The sequence below is a fragment of the Flavobacterium sp. W21_SRS_FM3 genome, from assembly GCF_052113625.1.
GTDB lineage: Bacteria > Bacteroidota > Bacteroidia > Flavobacteriales > Flavobacteriaceae > Flavobacterium.
Genome location: NZ_JBGQOD010000001.1, coordinates 488226 through 504186 on the forward strand (window position 1 = coordinate 488226; position 15961 = coordinate 504186).

16 protein-coding genes and 1 tRNA gene are annotated in these 15961 nt (G+C 34.0%); 13 read left to right on the forward strand and 4 right to left on the reverse strand.

The window, feature by feature from the left end; translation table 11 throughout:
* Nucleotides 1-324 precede the first annotated feature (324 nt).
* A complete protein-coding gene (locus ACEN2K_RS02195; RefSeq protein WP_441757674.1) occupies nucleotides 325-1092 on the forward strand; it encodes an amidohydrolase in 768 nt (255 codons plus the stop codon).
* Here the strand turns inward: ACEN2K_RS02195 and ACEN2K_RS02200 are convergent.
* Nucleotides 1089-2753, reverse strand: coding sequence for an Ig-like domain-containing protein (locus ACEN2K_RS02200; RefSeq protein ID WP_441757675.1), 1665 nt, complete (start codon nucleotides 2751-2753; stop codon nucleotides 1089-1091). The two genes, ACEN2K_RS02195 and ACEN2K_RS02200, sit on opposite strands and share 4 nt — an antisense overlap.
* 236 nt (nucleotides 2754-2989) lie before the next feature.
* Here ACEN2K_RS02200 and mce point away from each other — a divergent pair, with 236 nt between their 5' ends.
* The 3 genes from mce (at nucleotide 2990) to ACEN2K_RS02215 (ending at nucleotide 3998) form a co-directional block, all read left to right on the forward strand.
* Nucleotides 2990-3391 carry a methylmalonyl-CoA epimerase gene (gene mce / locus ACEN2K_RS02205; protein ID WP_441757676.1) on the forward strand — a complete coding sequence of 134 codons (402 nt, stop codon included), beginning with the start codon at nucleotides 2990-2992 and terminating at the stop codon, nucleotides 3389-3391.
* Nucleotides 3392-3528: 137 nt separating this feature from the next.
* Nucleotides 3529-3602, forward strand: a tRNA-Ile gene (locus ACEN2K_RS02210).
* A gap of 162 nt (nucleotides 3603-3764) precedes the next feature.
* Entirely contained in the window at nucleotides 3765-3998 is a 234-nt protein-coding gene (locus ACEN2K_RS02215; protein ID WP_441757677.1) for a hypothetical protein, read from the forward strand.
* Nucleotides 3999-4014: 16 nt separating this feature from the next.
* Here the strand turns inward: ACEN2K_RS02215 and ACEN2K_RS02220 are convergent, their stop codons facing one another.
* Complete coding sequence (locus ACEN2K_RS02220) at nucleotides 4015-4605, reverse strand: riboflavin synthase (RefSeq protein WP_441757678.1); 591 nt, start codon at nucleotides 4603-4605, stop codon at nucleotides 4015-4017.
* Between the two features lie 57 nt (nucleotides 4606-4662).
* Here ACEN2K_RS02220 and pdxA point away from each other — a divergent pair, with 57 nt between their 5' ends.
* The 6 genes from pdxA (at nucleotide 4663) to accC (ending at nucleotide 9657) form a co-directional block, all read left to right on the forward strand.
* On the forward strand, nucleotides 4663-5709 hold the full coding sequence (gene pdxA, locus ACEN2K_RS02225; RefSeq protein ID WP_441757679.1) for a 4-hydroxythreonine-4-phosphate dehydrogenase PdxA: 1047 nt from the start codon (nucleotides 4663-4665) through the stop codon (nucleotides 5707-5709).
* 87 nt (nucleotides 5710-5796) lie between these two features.
* Nucleotides 5797-6342, forward strand: coding sequence for a YceD family protein (locus tag ACEN2K_RS02230; RefSeq protein ID WP_441757680.1), 546 nt, complete (start codon nucleotides 5797-5799; stop codon nucleotides 6340-6342).
* Between the two features lie 9 nt (nucleotides 6343-6351).
* Nucleotides 6352-6546 (forward strand): 50S ribosomal protein L32, encoded by a 195-nt coding sequence (rpmF, locus tag ACEN2K_RS02235; protein ID WP_007137315.1) that lies wholly within the window; start codon nucleotides 6352-6354, stop codon nucleotides 6544-6546.
* 175 nt (nucleotides 6547-6721) lie between these two features.
* Nucleotides 6722-7720, forward strand: a complete 999-nt coding sequence (locus ACEN2K_RS02240; RefSeq protein ID WP_441757942.1) for a beta-ketoacyl-ACP synthase III — start codon at nucleotides 6722-6724, stop codon at nucleotides 7718-7720.
* 23 nt (nucleotides 7721-7743) lie between these two features.
* On the forward strand, nucleotides 7744-8220 hold the full coding sequence (gene accB / locus ACEN2K_RS02245) for an acetyl-CoA carboxylase biotin carboxyl carrier protein (RefSeq protein ID WP_441757681.1): 477 nt from the start codon (nucleotides 7744-7746) through the stop codon (nucleotides 8218-8220).
* 90 nt (nucleotides 8221-8310) lie between these two features.
* Nucleotides 8311-9657, forward strand: coding sequence for an acetyl-CoA carboxylase biotin carboxylase subunit (gene accC / locus ACEN2K_RS02250; protein WP_441757682.1), 1347 nt, complete (start codon nucleotides 8311-8313; stop codon nucleotides 9655-9657).
* A gap of 96 nt (nucleotides 9658-9753) precedes the next feature.
* Here the strand turns inward: accC and ACEN2K_RS02255 are convergent, their stop codons facing one another.
* Both ACEN2K_RS02255 and ACEN2K_RS02260 read right to left on the reverse strand, forming a co-directional pair.
* Nucleotides 9754-10950 (reverse strand): aminopeptidase C, encoded by a 1197-nt coding sequence (locus tag ACEN2K_RS02255; RefSeq protein ID WP_441757683.1) that lies wholly within the window; start codon nucleotides 10948-10950, stop codon nucleotides 9754-9756.
* Nucleotides 10951-11023: 73 nt separating this feature from the next.
* Complete coding sequence (locus ACEN2K_RS02260; RefSeq protein ID WP_441757684.1) at nucleotides 11024-12925, reverse strand: alpha/beta fold hydrolase; 1902 nt, start codon at nucleotides 12923-12925, stop codon at nucleotides 11024-11026.
* Nucleotides 12926-13154: 229 nt separating this feature from the next.
* Between ACEN2K_RS02260 and ACEN2K_RS02265 the strand changes: the two genes are divergently transcribed.
* The 3 genes from ACEN2K_RS02265 to ACEN2K_RS02275 are packed head-to-tail and all read left to right on the forward strand — an operon-like array spanning nucleotide 13155 to nucleotide 15949.
* The gene (locus ACEN2K_RS02265; protein WP_441757685.1) at nucleotides 13155-14267 is read left to right on the forward strand and encodes an NAD(P)/FAD-dependent oxidoreductase; all 1113 of its coding nucleotides are present in this window, start codon (nucleotides 13155-13157) and stop codon (nucleotides 14265-14267) included.
* Nucleotides 14267-15013, forward strand: a complete 747-nt coding sequence (gene mtgA / locus ACEN2K_RS02270) for a monofunctional biosynthetic peptidoglycan transglycosylase (RefSeq protein WP_441757686.1) — start codon at nucleotides 14267-14269, stop codon at nucleotides 15011-15013. Before ACEN2K_RS02265 ends, mtgA begins: the two co-directional genes overlap by 1 nt.
* A complete protein-coding gene (locus tag ACEN2K_RS02275; protein ID WP_441757687.1) occupies nucleotides 15014-15949 on the forward strand; it encodes a lipid A deacylase LpxR family protein in 936 nt (311 codons plus the stop codon).
* Nucleotides 15950-15961: the final 12 nt, after the last annotated feature.

Consider the following 15961-nt stretch of genomic DNA (forward strand, 5'->3'; position numbering starts at 1 on the left):
ATTCATTTGGATGCGTTTTTTTTTGTTTTTGGGGTGCCCTGCGGTCGGGCTATTCGCTGCAATCTTTTATTCCATTTCATTTCATAAAAGGATTTTCACTACTATCCCTCACCCAAAGAAAGAATAGGATATAGAGGAAAGAATAGTGAAATTAAAGAATCCCATTGAGAAACCGCTGATTTATAATCCCAAGAAACAAAAAACTTAAAACTAAATTCCTTTTATAAATCCGCTCAATCCGCGTCATCTATGTTCCCTTTTTTCACATCGGAATTCAGATGAAAACACCATTGTCTTTATTTCATTTTTTAGTAATTTTATAAAATGAAAGTAGCCTTAATTCAATCCACCTTAGTTTGGGAAAATCCCGAAGCAAACCGACTTTATTTCGAAGAGAAAATAAATGCTATTAAGGAAGAGATCAATCTCGTTGTGCTTCCTGAAATGTTCACGACGGGTTTTACAATGAATCCTGCTGCTGTTGCTGAACCTATGAATGGACAAACGGTGCTGTGGATGCAAACTTTGGCCAAAGCCAATAACTGCGCAATCACCGGAAGTATTGTGATTGAAGAAGATTCTAATTTTTATAATCGCATGTTATTTGTTTTTCCTTCAGGAGAGATTCAGCACTATGATAAAAGACATTTGTTTACTTTGGCAGGCGAAGACAAAGTGTACTTAAGAGGTGCTCAAAAACTGATAGTAGAGTATTTAGGTTGGAAGATTTGTCCCTTAATATGTTATGACTTGCGATTCCCAGTTTTTTCAAGAAATACTGAGAATTATGACTTACTAATTTATGTGGCTAACTGGCCGAAAACAAGAATTAAAGCTTGGGATAGCTTGCTGGTTGCAAGAGCCATCGAGAATATGAGTTACACAATTGGAGTCAATAGAATAGGAACAGATGATAACAGATACGAATACATCGGCCATTCACAAGTACTAGACGGTTTGGGTGATTGTTTAATCGCTCCAATAGAATCAGAAGCTGTTTTGATTGCAACTTTAGACCAATCTAATTTAATGGCAGTTCGTAAAAAACTTGATTTTTTAAGTGATAGGGATTCTTTTGAAATTCAGTATTAAAAGCTAGACTTTTTCTTAGGTGCTGTCTTTATTTTTGGCTCTGGAGTGTAGGGAATACTGACATCAAAAATTTGATCGACATCCCAATTGGCACGAACGTCTATTTCTTTCGAAAAATAAACTACTTCTTCAGAGTATCTTTTTTCTAAAAAGTTTCCAGAATCATACCTTCTATTTTTATTTTCATCATAGATAATTCGAAGACTATAAACAGCTGGATTTATTAAGTTAAAATCAATTGTAGTTTTTTCTTCAGTATAGGCAGTTTCTACCACATCTCCCTTTGAATTAGTGAGTTCTACTATTACAGGAAAATATTTTACATTCTGCAATTGAATACGAAGGTTTCCATAATCTGATTCCTCTTTTGTAGTAAGTTTAAAATTAAGAGTATCATTAGCCTTTTCATAAAAATCGGTCAGCGCACCTGGCAATAAACGAATATCGTATTTCTGTTTGGGCTCTTTTTTAAAATCCAAGTATACTTTTTGATTAAAAGCATCATATTCTCTTTTAAAAGAAACTTCAGTACTATCATTGCTAATCACTTTTATCTTTGCATCATCAAACTTTACTAATGGAGTTGCGGTTTCAAGAGTAAAACGATCTCTGAAATTCAATAGTCCTGTTTGAGTAGCACTTATATTTAAAGAATCCTTTTTTTGGTCTTTAATTTTTAATATATAATCTTGTAGGTAATTATCTCTTGATACGCTAATGGCTAATGAATCGGTTTTAATTGGTCTAAACCAAACTTGTAGAGAATCCTTCTTAGGCATTTGAGTAATAATAGATTCTATATTTTGTCCATTGCTTTTAACTACAACTTTAGGAAGATTTTCCTTTAGATCTTGTTTTCCATTATAACCTAGTAATAACCTGTTAGCTGACGCCTGACTTGGTTTGTATGATTTAAAATCTAACGTCTCTTTGAATAGTTCGATTTCATAAACGGTATCGTTTGGAATAGTAATGAATTCTTTTCTAAACCCAATTTTGTCCTCTTTAGGGTTGAACTTGTTGTTGCTATTTTTATCTTTCATAGCGACTAAAAGATATTTACCCGCTTTTAAGTTTTCCAATCTAAAGGTTTTCAAACTATCTAAGGTGTTAGTTATATAGCGTGGGGACTCATTAAAAACCACTGAATCATTGAATTTCTCATTAACTTCATAAAGCATTACAGAAACAAAAGCATCCGCTTCTTTCTCGTAAGAGTCTTTGATTTTTCCACCTATCGCAAGGGAGTCGATGTAATCTCCTGTGGAAAACACATATTTAAATTGATTGTAAGGATTACCTTCATTATTGTCAGAGATACTTTGTCCAAAATTAAAACTGTAAGTGGTATTAGGCTGGAGTGTGTCCTTTATTTTTATCGTAATAAATTTACTAGCAGTAGTAGGTAATACTATAGGCTCCTGTTTCATAGGAGGTGAAATGATCAATTGCTTATTTAGATTTTTAAGTTTTATATATTCATCAAAAACTAATTTGATTTCGTCACCTTTAAAATTAGTGCTGTAGTTTTTAGGGAAACTCATTCGTAAAGTAGGAGCAAGAGTATCTTTTAATCCTCCTGTAATTGTGCCTCTTTTTGCACAATTAGCTAGAGAAAGAGCTAAAAGGATATAGATAATAATCGAGTTGTTTTTGAACATAAAGACTGTATATTTCTGGATACAAAATAACAATTATATTTACGGGAATGGAAATTTTTATAGAAATATTATGAGCTGACTACTTGTATTAAACACACGCTAGTGTTTTGTGAAAATATTCAGGGCTGATTTAATTTGAGCTCATGCTAAGGTAAATTTAATTTGTAGTTTTGCAAAGGATCAACTTCCTATCGATAAGGATAGGAATTATGATTATTTTATAAAAATTAAAGATAATGAGAAAAATTGAACACATAGGAATAGCTGTTAAAGATTTAGAAGTCTCGAATGCCTTGTTTGAAAAACTGTTTGGGGCAGCTGCATACAAGTCGGAAGAAGTGGCTAGTGAAGGAGTAATGACCTCCTTTTTTAAAAACGGACCAAATAAAATAGAACTTCTTGCTGCTACAAGTCCAGATAGTCCTATTGCTAAATTTTTAGAAAAAAAAGGGGAAGGGATTCATCATATCGCTTTTGATGTCGAAGATATAACAGCCGAAATAGCAAGATTGAAAAATGAGGGTTTTATAGTGTTAAATGATGAACCTAAAAAAGGAGCCGATAATAAATTAGTTGCTTTTTTACATCCTAAAAGCACCAATGGGGTTTTAATAGAGCTATGCCAAGAAATAAAATAGTTTTTAATATTTTTTTACAATTCTAATAATCAGCAAGTTTGTTTTCTGTTTGATTTATTTGTTTGCATTTATGTAAAACTACATAAAAAATATTTGGAGTAAACGAAAAATAGTAGTAATATTGCAAACTCTTAACCGGTCCTATAGCTCAGCTGGTTAGAGCACCTGACTCATAATCAGGTGGTCCCTGGTTCGAGCCCAGGTGGGACCACAGTTAACAAGAAAGCCTTCGCAGTAATGTGAAGGCTTTTTTTTATAAGGTTTTTTTAATTTTTTTATAATTGTGAATCAGTTCTATTTAGTGTGTTGGGAAAGAGAAGTTTGCTGTTAAATAATTTCTTTTAAAACAATTCATTTGTTACTTTTGAAAAATATGAAAGTTGCCTTTAAAAAAATTGTCACATCCCTTTGTATGCTGTTGGTTATGGTGCTGTATGCTGAGCCCCAACCCCCGGCTCCTGCTAATATGGCTGCTGCTGATGATGGGCCGCAGCCGCCCCCAGGTTTGCCTATTGATGAAAATATTTTCGTATTATTTTTTATGGCAATACTTTTTGGGATCTATATCACTTATAAATATAATAGTAAACAAAAAACCTCAGTTTAGACCTCAGTTTTTTTATTTAGTTTTGGTTCTGTTGAAGTTTTGAAACATATTTACCAATCACATCAAACTCAAGATTGATTTTAGTGCCTACTTTGAAACTATTAAAATTAGTGTGCTCGTAAGTATATGGAATTATAGCAACGCTAAACTGATTTTTCTTAGAGTTTACAACTGTTAAGCTGACTCCATTTACAGTTATAGAGCCTTTTTCAATTGTTAGATTGTTAAGTGAGTCATCGAATTCAAAGGTATAAGTCCAGCTCCCATTTGTTTCTTCTGCAGCTATACAAGTTCCAGTTTGATCTACATGACCTTGCACGATATGTCCGTCCAATCGGTCTCCAAGTTTCATGGCTCTTTCTAAATTAATACTGTCGCCTACCGCCCAATCTCCTAAATTTGTTTTTTGAATGGTTTCGTCAATAGCGGTCACTGTGTAGTTATTATTGTTAATAGCTACTACTGTTAGGCATATTCCGTTATGGGCTACACTCTGGTCTATTTTTAGTTCAGATGTTATAGATGAGTTCACAGTAATGTGAATATTGTCTTTTTCTTTATGTATTTCTTGGATGGTTCCAAGGGTTTCTATTATTCCTGTAAACATTTCTTGTTTTATTTTACTAAATTTGCACTTCAAAATTAGCAATAAATAATTAGTAGCATGATGAAAAAAGCAGAAAATATAATAGTTGGAATTTCGATAGGAGATTTAAACGGTATTGGAAGCGAAGTAGTTCTTAAAACATTTGAAGATACTCGAATGTTAGAGTTGTGCACGCCAGTTATTTTTGCTAATGTAAAAATAATGACATTCATTAAAAAGAATTTAGGTTCTGCAGTTGCTTTGCATGGTATTGATCAATTGGATCAAATTCTTCCTGGAAAAATCAATGTTTATAATCTTTGGAAAGAGGGAGTTGATTTAAATCTTGGGGAAAATGATGAGAAAGTGGGAGAATATGCAATCAAATCATTTGTAGCTGCAACAGCAGCTTTAAAAGAAGGTTTGGTTGATGTATTAGTAACGGCACCAATTAATAAATATAATATTCAGTCGAATGCTTTTCATTTTCCTGGACATACTGATTATTTAAATCAAGAACTAGAGGGAGATGCATTGATGTTGATGGTTCAGGATAATTTGAGAGTGGGTTTGCTTACGGATCATATTCCTTTAAATGAAGTTACGGCTCATTTAACAGAGGAGTTAATTACTAGAAAAATTGAAACTATAAGAAAATCTTTAATTCAAGATTTTAGTATTAATAAACCCAAAATTGCTGTATTAGGTTTGAATCCTCATTGTGGTGATGGCGGTGTGATAGGAACAGAGGATGACGCAGTTCTAAGGCCAACGCTGAAGAAGTTATTTGAGAAAGGGACTCTAGTATTTGGGCCCTTTGCTGCTGATGGTTTTTTTGGCAGTGGTCAATATGAAAAATACGATGCAGTTATTGCTACCTATCATGATCAAGGTTTGATTCCGTTTAAAACACTGTCTTTTGGTAAAGGAGTGAATTATACCGCGGGTTTGAATAAGGTGAGAACTTCTCCTGATCATGGAACGGCTTACGATATAGCAGGAAAAGGTATTGCTGATTTTAATTCATTTAAAGAAGCGGTTTATTTATCTTTAGATATTTATCGCTCTAGAATTGAGTACGCAGAAATCAGTGCAAAACCTTTAAAGATAAAGGAAAAACAGTAGTAAATAAAAAAAGATAAATAACATTATTAGTTTTGTAATAATTTTATATCTTTGCACTCCCGAAGTTTGGGGTAAAATTATGTTGAAATGAAGAATACAAAAGAATTTTTAATTCCTTTTGTGGGATTAAAGCTAGGGAAACATCATTTTGAATATCAATTAAGTAATGCGTTCTTTGAAATCTTTGATTATGATGAATTTGAAAAATCAGACGTCAAAGTAAATGTAGTTTTAGAGAAAAAAAGCAACATGCTGGAATTGATTTTGGAGCATAAAGGTTCAGTAAATGTACCTTGTGATTTAACGAGTGAAGAATTTGACTTGCCTATTGAGGGTAAGATGAAATTGATAGTTCGTTTTGGAGATCAGTTTAATAATGACAATGAGGAATTGCTTATTTTGCCTTTTGGCGAATTTGAAATTGATGTTGCGCAGTACTTGTATGAGATGATTGTGCTTTCAGTACCTCTAAGACGGGTTCATCCAGGTGTAAAAGACGGAAGTTTAAAAACAGAGGCTCTTGATAAACTGAATGAATTAGCGGTTAAAGAACCAGAAGAAGAAAAAGAAGAAGAAAAAGAAAATATTGACCCTAGATGGGACAAATTAAAGCAACTATTAACGGATAAATAATATAGTAAAATGGCACATCCTAAGAGAAAAATCTCCAAAACAAGAAGAGATAAGAGAAGAACACATTATAAAGCTACTGTAGCACAAATCGCTACTTGCCCAATTACAGGTGAGGCGCATTTATACCACAGAGCCTACTGGCATGAAGGAAAAATGTACTACAGAGGGCAAGTTGTTATAGATAAGTCTGTAGCTGTTGCTTAATGCATTTTTTTACAAATGATATTTGAACTCTCACATCGTGAGAGTTTTTTTGTTGTTTGTAATTTTCATTAAATAAGAAGTTCTAAAACAATAGGTTTAGATTTTTTTTTGTAATTTTCACCTCTTTTAAACGTTTTTTCAAATGGCAACATTTGATGAAAAATATTCGAATACAATGAATACAATCACAGCCGCAATTACAGCTGTTGGAGCATATGTTCCTGACTTTGTACTTTCAAACAAAGTTTTAGAAACTATGGTTGACACAAATGACGAATGGATTACCTCTCGTACAGGTATTAAAGAAAGAAGAATTCTTAAAGATAGTGATAAAGGAACCTCGTTCTTAGCTATTAAAGCTGCTCAAGATTTATTGGCAAAAGCAAATCTTGATCCATTAGAGATAGATTTAATTATTATGGCAACTGCAACACCAGATATGCCAGTGGCATCAACAGGTGTTTATGTAGCTACTCAAATTGGTGCAACAAATGCTTTTTCGTATGATTTGCAAGCTGCATGTTCTAGTTTTTTATACGGAATGTCTACTGCAGCGGCCTATATACAATCAGGAAGATATAAAAAAGTTTTATTAATTGGTGCTGATAAAATGTCATCAATTGTAGACTATACTGACCGTTCCACTTGTATCATCTTTGGTGATGGCGCGGGTGCTGTTTTATTTGAGCCCAACTATGAAGGTTTAGGTTTGCAAGATGAATATTTAAGAAGTGACGGTGTAGGTCGTGATTTTTTAAAGATTGATGCCGGAGGTTCATTGAACCCCACTTCTATCGATACAATAAACGAGAAAAGGCACAATATTATTCAAGATGGTAAAACGGTATTTAAATATGCAGTTACTAATATGGCCGATGCAAGTGAGTTAATTCTGAAAAGAAATAATTTGACAAATGAAGATGTTGACTGGTTAGTGCCACATCAGGCTAATAAAAGAATTATTGATGCTACTGCGAGTAGAATGAACTTAGAAGAAGCTAAAGTGTTGATGAATATTGAAAAATATGGAAACACTACTTCGGCAACATTACCGTTAGTACTTAATGATTTTGAAAGTAAATTCAAAAAAGGAGATACAGTTATATTTGCTGCTTTTGGCGGTGGATTCACTTGGGGTTCTATTTATTTGAAATGGGCCTACGATAAAAAATAAATTTAAACTAAAAACAAATAATTATGGATTTAAAAGAAATTCAGAACCTAATCAAATTTGTAGCAAATTCGGGAGTTGCAGAAGTTAAATTGGAAATGGATGATGTTAAAATCACCATTAGAACAACTTTAGAAGGTAATACTACAGAGACTACGTATGTACAGCAATTGCCTGCTCAAAACACATTGCAACAAGCTTTAGCACCACAGCCAGTAGCTCCAGTTGCTCCAGCTGCAGTTGCTCCAGCTGAAGATTCTAAATACATCACGATTAAGTCACCAATTATTGGTACATTTTATAGAAAACCATCTCCAGACAAAGCTATGTTTGTAGAAGTGGGAACTACTATTGGTAAAGGAGACGTTTTATGTGTTATTGAAGCGATGAAATTATTCAATGAAATCGAATCTGAAGTTTCTGGTAAAATCGTTAAAGTATTGGTAGATGATATGTCTCCAGTAGAATTTGACCAACCATTATTTTTAGTTGATCCATCTTAATTAATTTTAAATTATATATTTCAAAGTACCCAGTTGGTCCCTTTGAGATAATTTAAAATTTAAAATTCATAATTTAAAATTTAAAACAAGATGTTTAAAAAAATATTAATTGCAAATAGGGGAGAAATTGCGCTTCGCGTAATTAGAACTTGCAAAGAAATGGGCATTAAGACCGTTGCTGTTTATTCTACTGCTGATGCTGAGAGTTTACACGTTAGGTTTGCTGACGAAGCGGTTTGTATTGGACCAGCTCCAAGTAATTTGTCTTATTTGAAAATGTCAAATATTATTGCTGCTGCAGAAATCACTAATGCAGATGCAATACATCCAGGTTACGGATTCTTATCTGAGAATTCTAAGTTTTCTAAAATTTGTCAAGAACACGGAATCAAATTCATTGGAGCTTCTCCTGAAATGATTGATAGAATGGGAGATAAGGCTTCGGCTAAAGCAACCATGATTGAAGCTGGTGTACCATGTGTACCCGGTTCTGTTGGGATTTTAGAATCATACGAACAAGCATTACAACTTTCTAGAGAATTTGGCTTTCCAGTTATGTTAAAAGCTACCGCTGGTGGTGGTGGAAAAGGAATGCGTGCTGTTTGGAAAGAAGAAGATTTATTAAAAGCATGGGAAGGAGCTCGTCAAGAGTCTGCTGCCGCTTTTGGTAATGATGGTATGTACCTTGAAAAGTTAATAGAAGAGCCACGTCATATAGAAATCCAAGTAATTGGAGATTCTTATGGAAAAGCCTGTCACCTTTCGGAGAGAGACTGTTCTGTACAAAGACGTCATCAAAAATTAACTGAAGAAACACCTTCGCCTTTCATGACAGACGAATTGCGTTTAAAAATGGGAGATGCTGCAGTAAAAGCGGCAGAATTTATTAAGTATGAAGGTGCTGGAACGGTAGAATTCTTAGTAGATAAGCACCGTAATTTCTATTTCATGGAAATGAATACTCGTATTCAAGTGGAACATCCTATTACAGAGCAAGTTATTGATTATGATTTGATTCGTGAGCAAATTTTAGTTGCGGCTGGTGTGCCTATTTCTGGTAAAAATTATTTACCACAATTACATGCTATAGAATGTCGTATCAATGCGGAAGATCCATACAATGACTTCCGTCCTTCTCCAGGAAAAATCACTACGCTTCATATGCCGGGTGGACATGGAGTACGTTTAGATACACATGTGTACTCAGGATATACAATTCCGCCTAATTATGACTCTATGATCGCTAAATTAATTACTACTGCTCAAACAAGAGAAGAAGCAATAAGTAAAATGAGAAGAGCATTAGATGAATTTGTTATCGAAGGAATCAAAACAACTATTCCATTTCACAGACAATTAATGGATGATCCAAGATATATTGCAGGGGATTATACCACTGCTTTTATGGATACATTTAAAATGATTAGTCCTGAATAAATGGCTTTTTAGTATAAAAAAAAACCTCACTGAAAAGTGAGGTTTTTTTATGGACAAAAATATGAATTTATCTATAATTTAAAATAATTTAGTGGTTTATACTCCTATTTTAGTCGAAATATCAGCAGGGATTCCTGCTTTATTTACCATGAATGAAGTTGTTTTGTATTTCACAAAATCCTTAGTCACATATAGGTAGCCTTTGTAGTCATTAGTAACACCCCAAGAGTTTTTTACGATGTAATATTCTTTGCCTAATTGGTCTTTAGCAATACCAACAATATGCATCGCGTGATCATCTGTAGTCTGATAATTATCAAATGCTTTTTGACGCAATTCTTCAGTAATTTTTAGTTCTTCTTTAGGACCATTGAACATGTTTTCTTTTTCTTCTTTGGTCATGTCATCAAACTTTTTGGTTGGTACATACGCGACACCATTTTTCCAACTGAAGCTTTTTTCGCTTACATCTGTCGCCCATGCAACTGTAAAGCCATTTTTTAATGCATTATCAATGATGGCTGTCATGTCATTCATTTTTACATTATATACTAAATCAAATGACCAGTTATCAGGAACCATCATCATTGTTTTCTTATAATATGGTTCTGTAGCATAAGATGCAAATTCTATATATTCTTCAGGATTAATTCCGATCATTTCTTTAGCGAATGACTGCGGAGTATAATTTTTTCCTTTATAAGTAAAGTTTTTAGGTACTTCACCAAGATAAGAATCTATAACTGCTGCATAGGCTTTTTCCCAATTGGGTGTCAGTTCTCCATTTGGATTTTTGACCACTGCAGCTAACAATGCTTCGGTTATTGAGGCCATTTCGGCAAATTTATTTTTAGTTGTACCGTAATTTAATCCGCTGTATACTTCTTGAGGTACCGCGCCATATTTCTTGTACATGTTAATTACGTCGTGTAATTCTCCACCGTCACCAAGAGTAACTGCGCCATGCATACGTACATAATTTTTACCTTTTTCGACGTAAGCATTTCGAGCTGAAAACACTTGTGATATTTCTACGGGTTGCTTACCTAAACGTATCATCTCTGATTCTAAATAGGAGTTAGTAGAATAACTCCAGCAAGTTCCTGATGAACCCTGGTTTTTTATCGAAGTGTTGGCTAGGTTAATAACATCGGTGAATTTAAAACTTTCCGCACTTTTTTCGCTGGCATTAATTTTAAGTGAATTAACCAATCCATCTTGTGCTGAAACAGTTGCCATGCCCAACACTAATGCGGAAGCAAGGAATAAGTTTCTCATTTTTAATTGATACATATTATTTTATTTAAGTTTTATAATAAGTTTAAGGAATGTTTGAATTGTTACATTAAAAACAGACTTTAACTTTTTATAGTGTTTCTTTTAGCCATTTGAAAAATTCTTTTTGCCAAACTTGAGCGTTTTGAGGTTTTAAAACCCAGTGATTTTCTTCAGGGAAATAGATAAATCTGCTTTTGATACCACGTAATTGCGCTGCTTGGAATGCTTCTTGTCCTTGACCAATTGGTACTCTAAAATCTTTACCCCCTTGAATTATTAAGATCGGAGTATTCCATTTTTCAACCAAGTTAATCGGATTAAAAGTGCTGTATGTTTTTTGTGCCACCGCATTATCTTTCTCCCAGTAAGCACCCCCAAAATCCCAATTATTAAAGAATACTTCCTCTGTAGTCCCAAACATACTTTGCGTGTTAAAGACCCCATCATGAGCGATAAAAGTTTTGAAACGGTTGTTGTGGATTCCAGCCAAATAAAAAGCAGAATATCCACCATAGCTAGCACCCACACATCCTAAACGTGTTTTGTCCACATAACTTTCTTTAGCTACATCATCAATTGCCGAAAGGTAATCGTCCATAACTTGGCCTCCCCAGTCTTTACTGATTTGTTCATTCCACTCAACGCCATGTCCTGGCATTCCACGACGGTTAGGCGCTACTACTATATAGCCATTGGCTGCCATTAATTGAAAGTTCCAACGGAAAGAATAAAACTGTGTCAGAGCGCTCTGCGGTCCACCTTGACAATATAGTAAGGTTGGATATTTTTTTGTAACATCAAAGTTTGGAGGTAATATAACCCAAACTAACATTTTCTTACCGTCAGTTGTTGTTACATACCTTCTCTCAGTTTTGCTAAGTGACAATTTGCTGTAAACTGCTGTATTTACATTTGTGATTTGTTTCCAAGATTTTTTCTTAAGATCGTAAGAAAATATTTCTGCAGCATGATTCATATCTCCTCTAGTAACAATAATACTGCTTCCAGAAAATCCTACAATTTCATTGACGTCAAAATCTCCATTTGTTAGTTGGGTTACCTGTACCGCTATTTTAGTAAGACCAGGGAAGTTGACTTCAAATAATTGCTTTGTGCCATCAATAGCAGCAATGAAATAGATTTTTTTGCTGTCAACACTCCATTTAAAACTATCCACAGTACCGTCCCAATTAGCAGTAAGGTTCATTTTCATGCCTTTAAAATCAACTATGATGTCATTTTTATCCGCTTCATAACCGTCACGTTTCATTTGCAACCACGATAAATTACCTGCTGGAGAAAATTGCGGTGCTATATCATAACCTGAATTTCCTTCTGTTCTATTAATCGTTTCTCCGGTTTCAAGATTGTATTCGTAAATATTAGTATCTGTAGATATAGCATACTGTGTACCTGCTTTTTTCTTGGCTACATACAAAATACTGTTACTGTCAGGTGACCAGATGTAATCTTCGTCTCCTCCAAAAGGTTTTTGTGGACTGTCAAATGCCTCCCCTTTCAAGATGTCAATTCCTGTTGATCCCTCTTTGTTTTCTTTATAAAAAACATGGTTAAATTTGCCTTCATTCCATGTGTCCCAGTGGCGATAATCTAAACCATCATAGATTTGCACTTCAGATTTATCTAAGTCAGGGTAAAAATCTTTTCCAAGTACGTTATTAACTTTTACCTCTTCATTATAAACCATATATTTTCCATCAGGGGAGATGTTTTTATCATTTACTAATTCTTTGAAGGATTCAACAGCTGTAGCTTTTCCGCCATTAATAGGGATATAATAGTACTTAGAATTGGATTTGTTTTCTTCAACAGAAGGGCTGCTTACTTTGTAAACAATGTTTTTTGCGTCCTTAGAGATACCAATAGGTGTTACTCTGCCTAATTTCCAAAGCGTTTCGGGGGACATTACATTTTGAGCAATTGCGCTTAGACTCATCATTGTCAGTGTTGTAAATAATATTTTTTTCATTTTAAAAAGTAATTTTTTTGGTGATCTAAAAGTAAAGAATTTAGATGAGTTTTCCTTGGTTTGATGGTGGTTTATACTTCGAAACAAGAGGACTGTTTTTTGATTTATAATTTTAACGAAAATTAATTTGCAGCAAACCACTTTGCTTAAAATCAGCAATCAATAAATTAATTTAATTGGAGAAGCGGAATTAGCAGTTGAAAATGTTATTTTTATAAAAAAAAATAGCATGAACTTAAGTTATTGGGAGTTGAATAATTGGTTTACAAATGTAGATTACACTATTGTAGGTAGTGGGATTGTCGGTTTGCATGCTGCTTTGCGCTTACGCGAAAGATTTCCAGAAAGTAAAATTTTAGTGCTGGAAAAAGGGATGTTGCCACAGGGAGCGAGTACAAAAAATGCTGGTTTTGCTTGCTTTGGAAGCATTTCAGAAATTATAGATGATTTGAAATCCCATTCAGAGGAAGAGGTAATTAATCTTATTGAGAAGCGATGGCAGGGTTTGCAATTACTACGTAAGAACTTAGGAGATACGGTAATAGATTTTAAGCCTTTTGGCGGTTATGAACTTTTTTTAAATGAAGATGAGAGCTGTTATACGGAATGTGTAAATAAACTTCCATTTATAAATGAAATTTTAAAACCATTATTTAAAGCAGATGTTTTTGCGAAGCAAGTGGATCGTTTTGGTTTCAATGGAATACATGATTATGTGATTTATAATCCCTTTGAAGGACAAATAGATACCGCTAATATGATGCAGGCGTTACTAAAAAAAGCGAATAATGAGAATATATTAATTTTAAATAAGCAGACAGTTACAGCATTTGCGGATGTAGGGAACGGAGTTGAAATTGGGCTGGAGGACTTTAGTTTTATTTCTAAAAAAGTATTGTTTGCTACAAATGGTTTTTCGAATAAATTGACAAATGGCGCGGTAAAACCAGCAAGAGCACAGGTTTTAATTACTGAGCCAATAGAAGATTTAGATATTAAAGGCACTTTTCATTTAGACAGAGGTTATTACTATTTTAGAAACATTGGCGATAGAATATTACTAGGAGGTGGAAGAAATCTTGATTTTGAAACTGAAACAACGACAGTGCTGGCTCAAACAGAAATTATTCAAAATAAATTGGAACAATTATTAAAAGAAGTAATTTTGCCACGCCAAGACTTCAAAATTGCTCACAGATGGAGTGGCATTATGGGGATTGGTAACAGTAAGAAACCTATAGTCTCTCAATTATCAGATAACGTTTATTGTGGTGTTAGGCTAGGAGGAATGGGAGTAGCAATAGGAAGTTTAATAGGAAAAGAATTAGCAGATTTAATATAATGGGAATAAAAACAAGACCGAGTAGTTCCACAAAGAGAAAACCAGTTAAAAAAGAGTCTGGAAGTTTTATAAGTAAGTTGAGTAAGCTTATTTTTAAACTTGTATTGTGGTTTATAGGACTCTCTTTATTTTTTGTAGTACTTTTTAAATTTGTTCCTGTTCCCTTTACACCATTAATGGCTATTAGGGCAATTGAACATAAAGCTGCAGGTAAGGATGCTGTGTGTAGTCATGACTGGGAACCGCTTGAAAATATCTCTGTAAATTTGCAAAAAGCAGTTATTGCTAGTGAGGACGGCATGTTTTTAAAACACAATGGGTTTGACTTCAAAGCCATGCAAAAAGCATATAAAAGCAATGAGCGCGGTCGAAGAATTAAAGGAGGGAGCACCATCTCACAACAGACAGCTAAGAATGTCTTTCTATGGCAAGGACGCAGCTATTTACGCAAAGGTCTTGAAGCTTATTTTACGGTTTTAATTGAGCTTATATGGGGGAAAGAGCGTATTATGGAAGTCTATTTGAATAGTATTGAAATGGGTGATGGGGTTTATGGAGCACAAGCTGCTGCTGAGCACTGGTACCGAAAAGATGCTGCCAATTTGACGCCACTACAAGCGGCTGGAATAGCAGCAATATTGCCTAATCCTAGAAAATTTACTGCAACAAGTTCTTCTTCCTATATTAATAATAGAAAAACTAAAATCATGCGAGTGATGCGCACAGTAGGTAAAATAAATTATTAGATGCGGTATAAAAACAAATTTATTTTATTTGTTCTACTGCTAACAACTCATGTTTGGAGTCAAAACCAGGGCGCTGAAATAGGGCTTGTAGCCGACAATGATTTGTATACCTCTTCTAAAAATGATATGTATTATACTAATGGGATGGAGCTGTTTTATTGGTATCTGACAAAGAATGAAAACACAAAAATTTATAAAAAAACCACTCAGTTTAAAGTAGGACAATACATTTATACACCTCGATTTTTAAATTCAGCTAATAAAGATATTATGGATCGGCCCTATGCTGGTTATCTTTTTGGAGAGTTTGGGAATACTATTTTTTATACGAATGAATCAGTATTTCAAGGGGATGTGAGAATAGGATATGTTGGTCCAAATGCTTTTGGTAAAGAAACCCAAAAAAGTTTTCATGATCTAGTAGGTTACAAAGAAGTTCGCGGCTGGGAATACCAAATTCAAAACGCTCTAGCGGTACAAACGCATTTTATGTTCTCTAAGAAAATATTTGCAGAAAGCCATCATGATTTTGTCGATCTACACTTTCTTAGCGAAGCGAGTTTAGGAACAATTTTCAATGGAGCTTCGGCGGGTTTTGTGACTAGAATAGGTTTTAAAAAGTTGGTAGCGGTATACAATTCGAACCTTTATGGAGGAGCAGTAGGAAGCAATGAAAGAGAGTTTTATTTTTACATAGCTCCTAGTATTAACTATCAAATGTATGATGCTACAATTCAAGGCAGTCTTTTTAATAACAATAGTCCCGTGACGTTTAGTTTAGTACCTTTTCGTTTTAACGGAGAGGCGGGATTTAAATACCGCAAAAATAAGCTCAATTTATCTTATGTCTTTGTTTACCGCGGTAAAGAACTTTACAGTTCTACTATATCGGGTTATTTTTACGGGTCTATAGGAATTTCATATTTAATGCAGTAATACTTATAGTTT

What these genes read in the sequence shown, in the direction of transcription:
- mtgA (WP_441757686.1), top strand. Translation starts at nt 14,267, where the DNA reads ATGGGAATAAAAACAAGACCGAGTAGTTCCACAAAGAGAAAACCAGTT.
- ACEN2K_RS02255 (WP_441757683.1), bottom strand. Translation starts at nt 10,950, where the DNA reads ATGTATCAATTAAAAATGAGAAACTTATTCCTTGCTTCCGCATTAGTG.
- ACEN2K_RS02275 (WP_441757687.1), top strand. Translation starts at nt 15,014, where the DNA reads ATGCGGTATAAAAACAAATTTATTTTATTTGTTCTACTGCTAACAACT.
- ACEN2K_RS02230 (WP_441757680.1), top strand. Translation starts at nt 5,797, where the DNA reads ATGAAGAATACAAAAGAATTTTTAATTCCTTTTGTGGGATTAAAGCTA.
- ACEN2K_RS02215 (WP_441757677.1), top strand. Translation starts at nt 3,765, where the DNA reads ATGAAAGTTGCCTTTAAAAAAATTGTCACATCCCTTTGTATGCTGTTG.
- ACEN2K_RS02200 (WP_441757675.1), bottom strand. Translation starts at nt 2,753, where the DNA reads ATGTTCAAAAACAACTCGATTATTATCTATATCCTTTTAGCTCTTTCT.
- ACEN2K_RS02265 (WP_441757685.1), top strand. Translation starts at nt 13,155, where the DNA reads ATGAACTTAAGTTATTGGGAGTTGAATAATTGGTTTACAAATGTAGAT.
- accB (WP_441757681.1), top strand. Translation starts at nt 7,744, where the DNA reads ATGGATTTAAAAGAAATTCAGAACCTAATCAAATTTGTAGCAAATTCG.
- ACEN2K_RS02260 (WP_441757684.1), bottom strand. Translation starts at nt 12,925, where the DNA reads ATGAAAAAAATATTATTTACAACACTGACAATGATGAGTCTAAGCGCA.
- ACEN2K_RS02240 (WP_441757942.1), top strand. Translation starts at nt 6,722, where the DNA reads ATGAATACAATCACAGCCGCAATTACAGCTGTTGGAGCATATGTTCCT.
- ACEN2K_RS02195 (WP_441757674.1), top strand. Translation starts at nt 325, where the DNA reads ATGAAAGTAGCCTTAATTCAATCCACCTTAGTTTGGGAAAATCCCGAA.
- ACEN2K_RS02220 (WP_441757678.1), bottom strand. Translation starts at nt 4,605, where the DNA reads ATGTTTACAGGAATAATAGAAACCCTTGGAACCATCCAAGAAATACAT.
- pdxA (WP_441757679.1), top strand. Translation starts at nt 4,663, where the DNA reads ATGATGAAAAAAGCAGAAAATATAATAGTTGGAATTTCGATAGGAGAT.
- rpmF (WP_007137315.1), top strand. Translation starts at nt 6,352, where the DNA reads ATGGCACATCCTAAGAGAAAAATCTCCAAAACAAGAAGAGATAAGAGA.
- accC (WP_441757682.1), top strand. Translation starts at nt 8,311, where the DNA reads ATGTTTAAAAAAATATTAATTGCAAATAGGGGAGAAATTGCGCTTCGC.
- mce (WP_441757676.1), top strand. Translation starts at nt 2,990, where the DNA reads ATGAGAAAAATTGAACACATAGGAATAGCTGTTAAAGATTTAGAAGTC.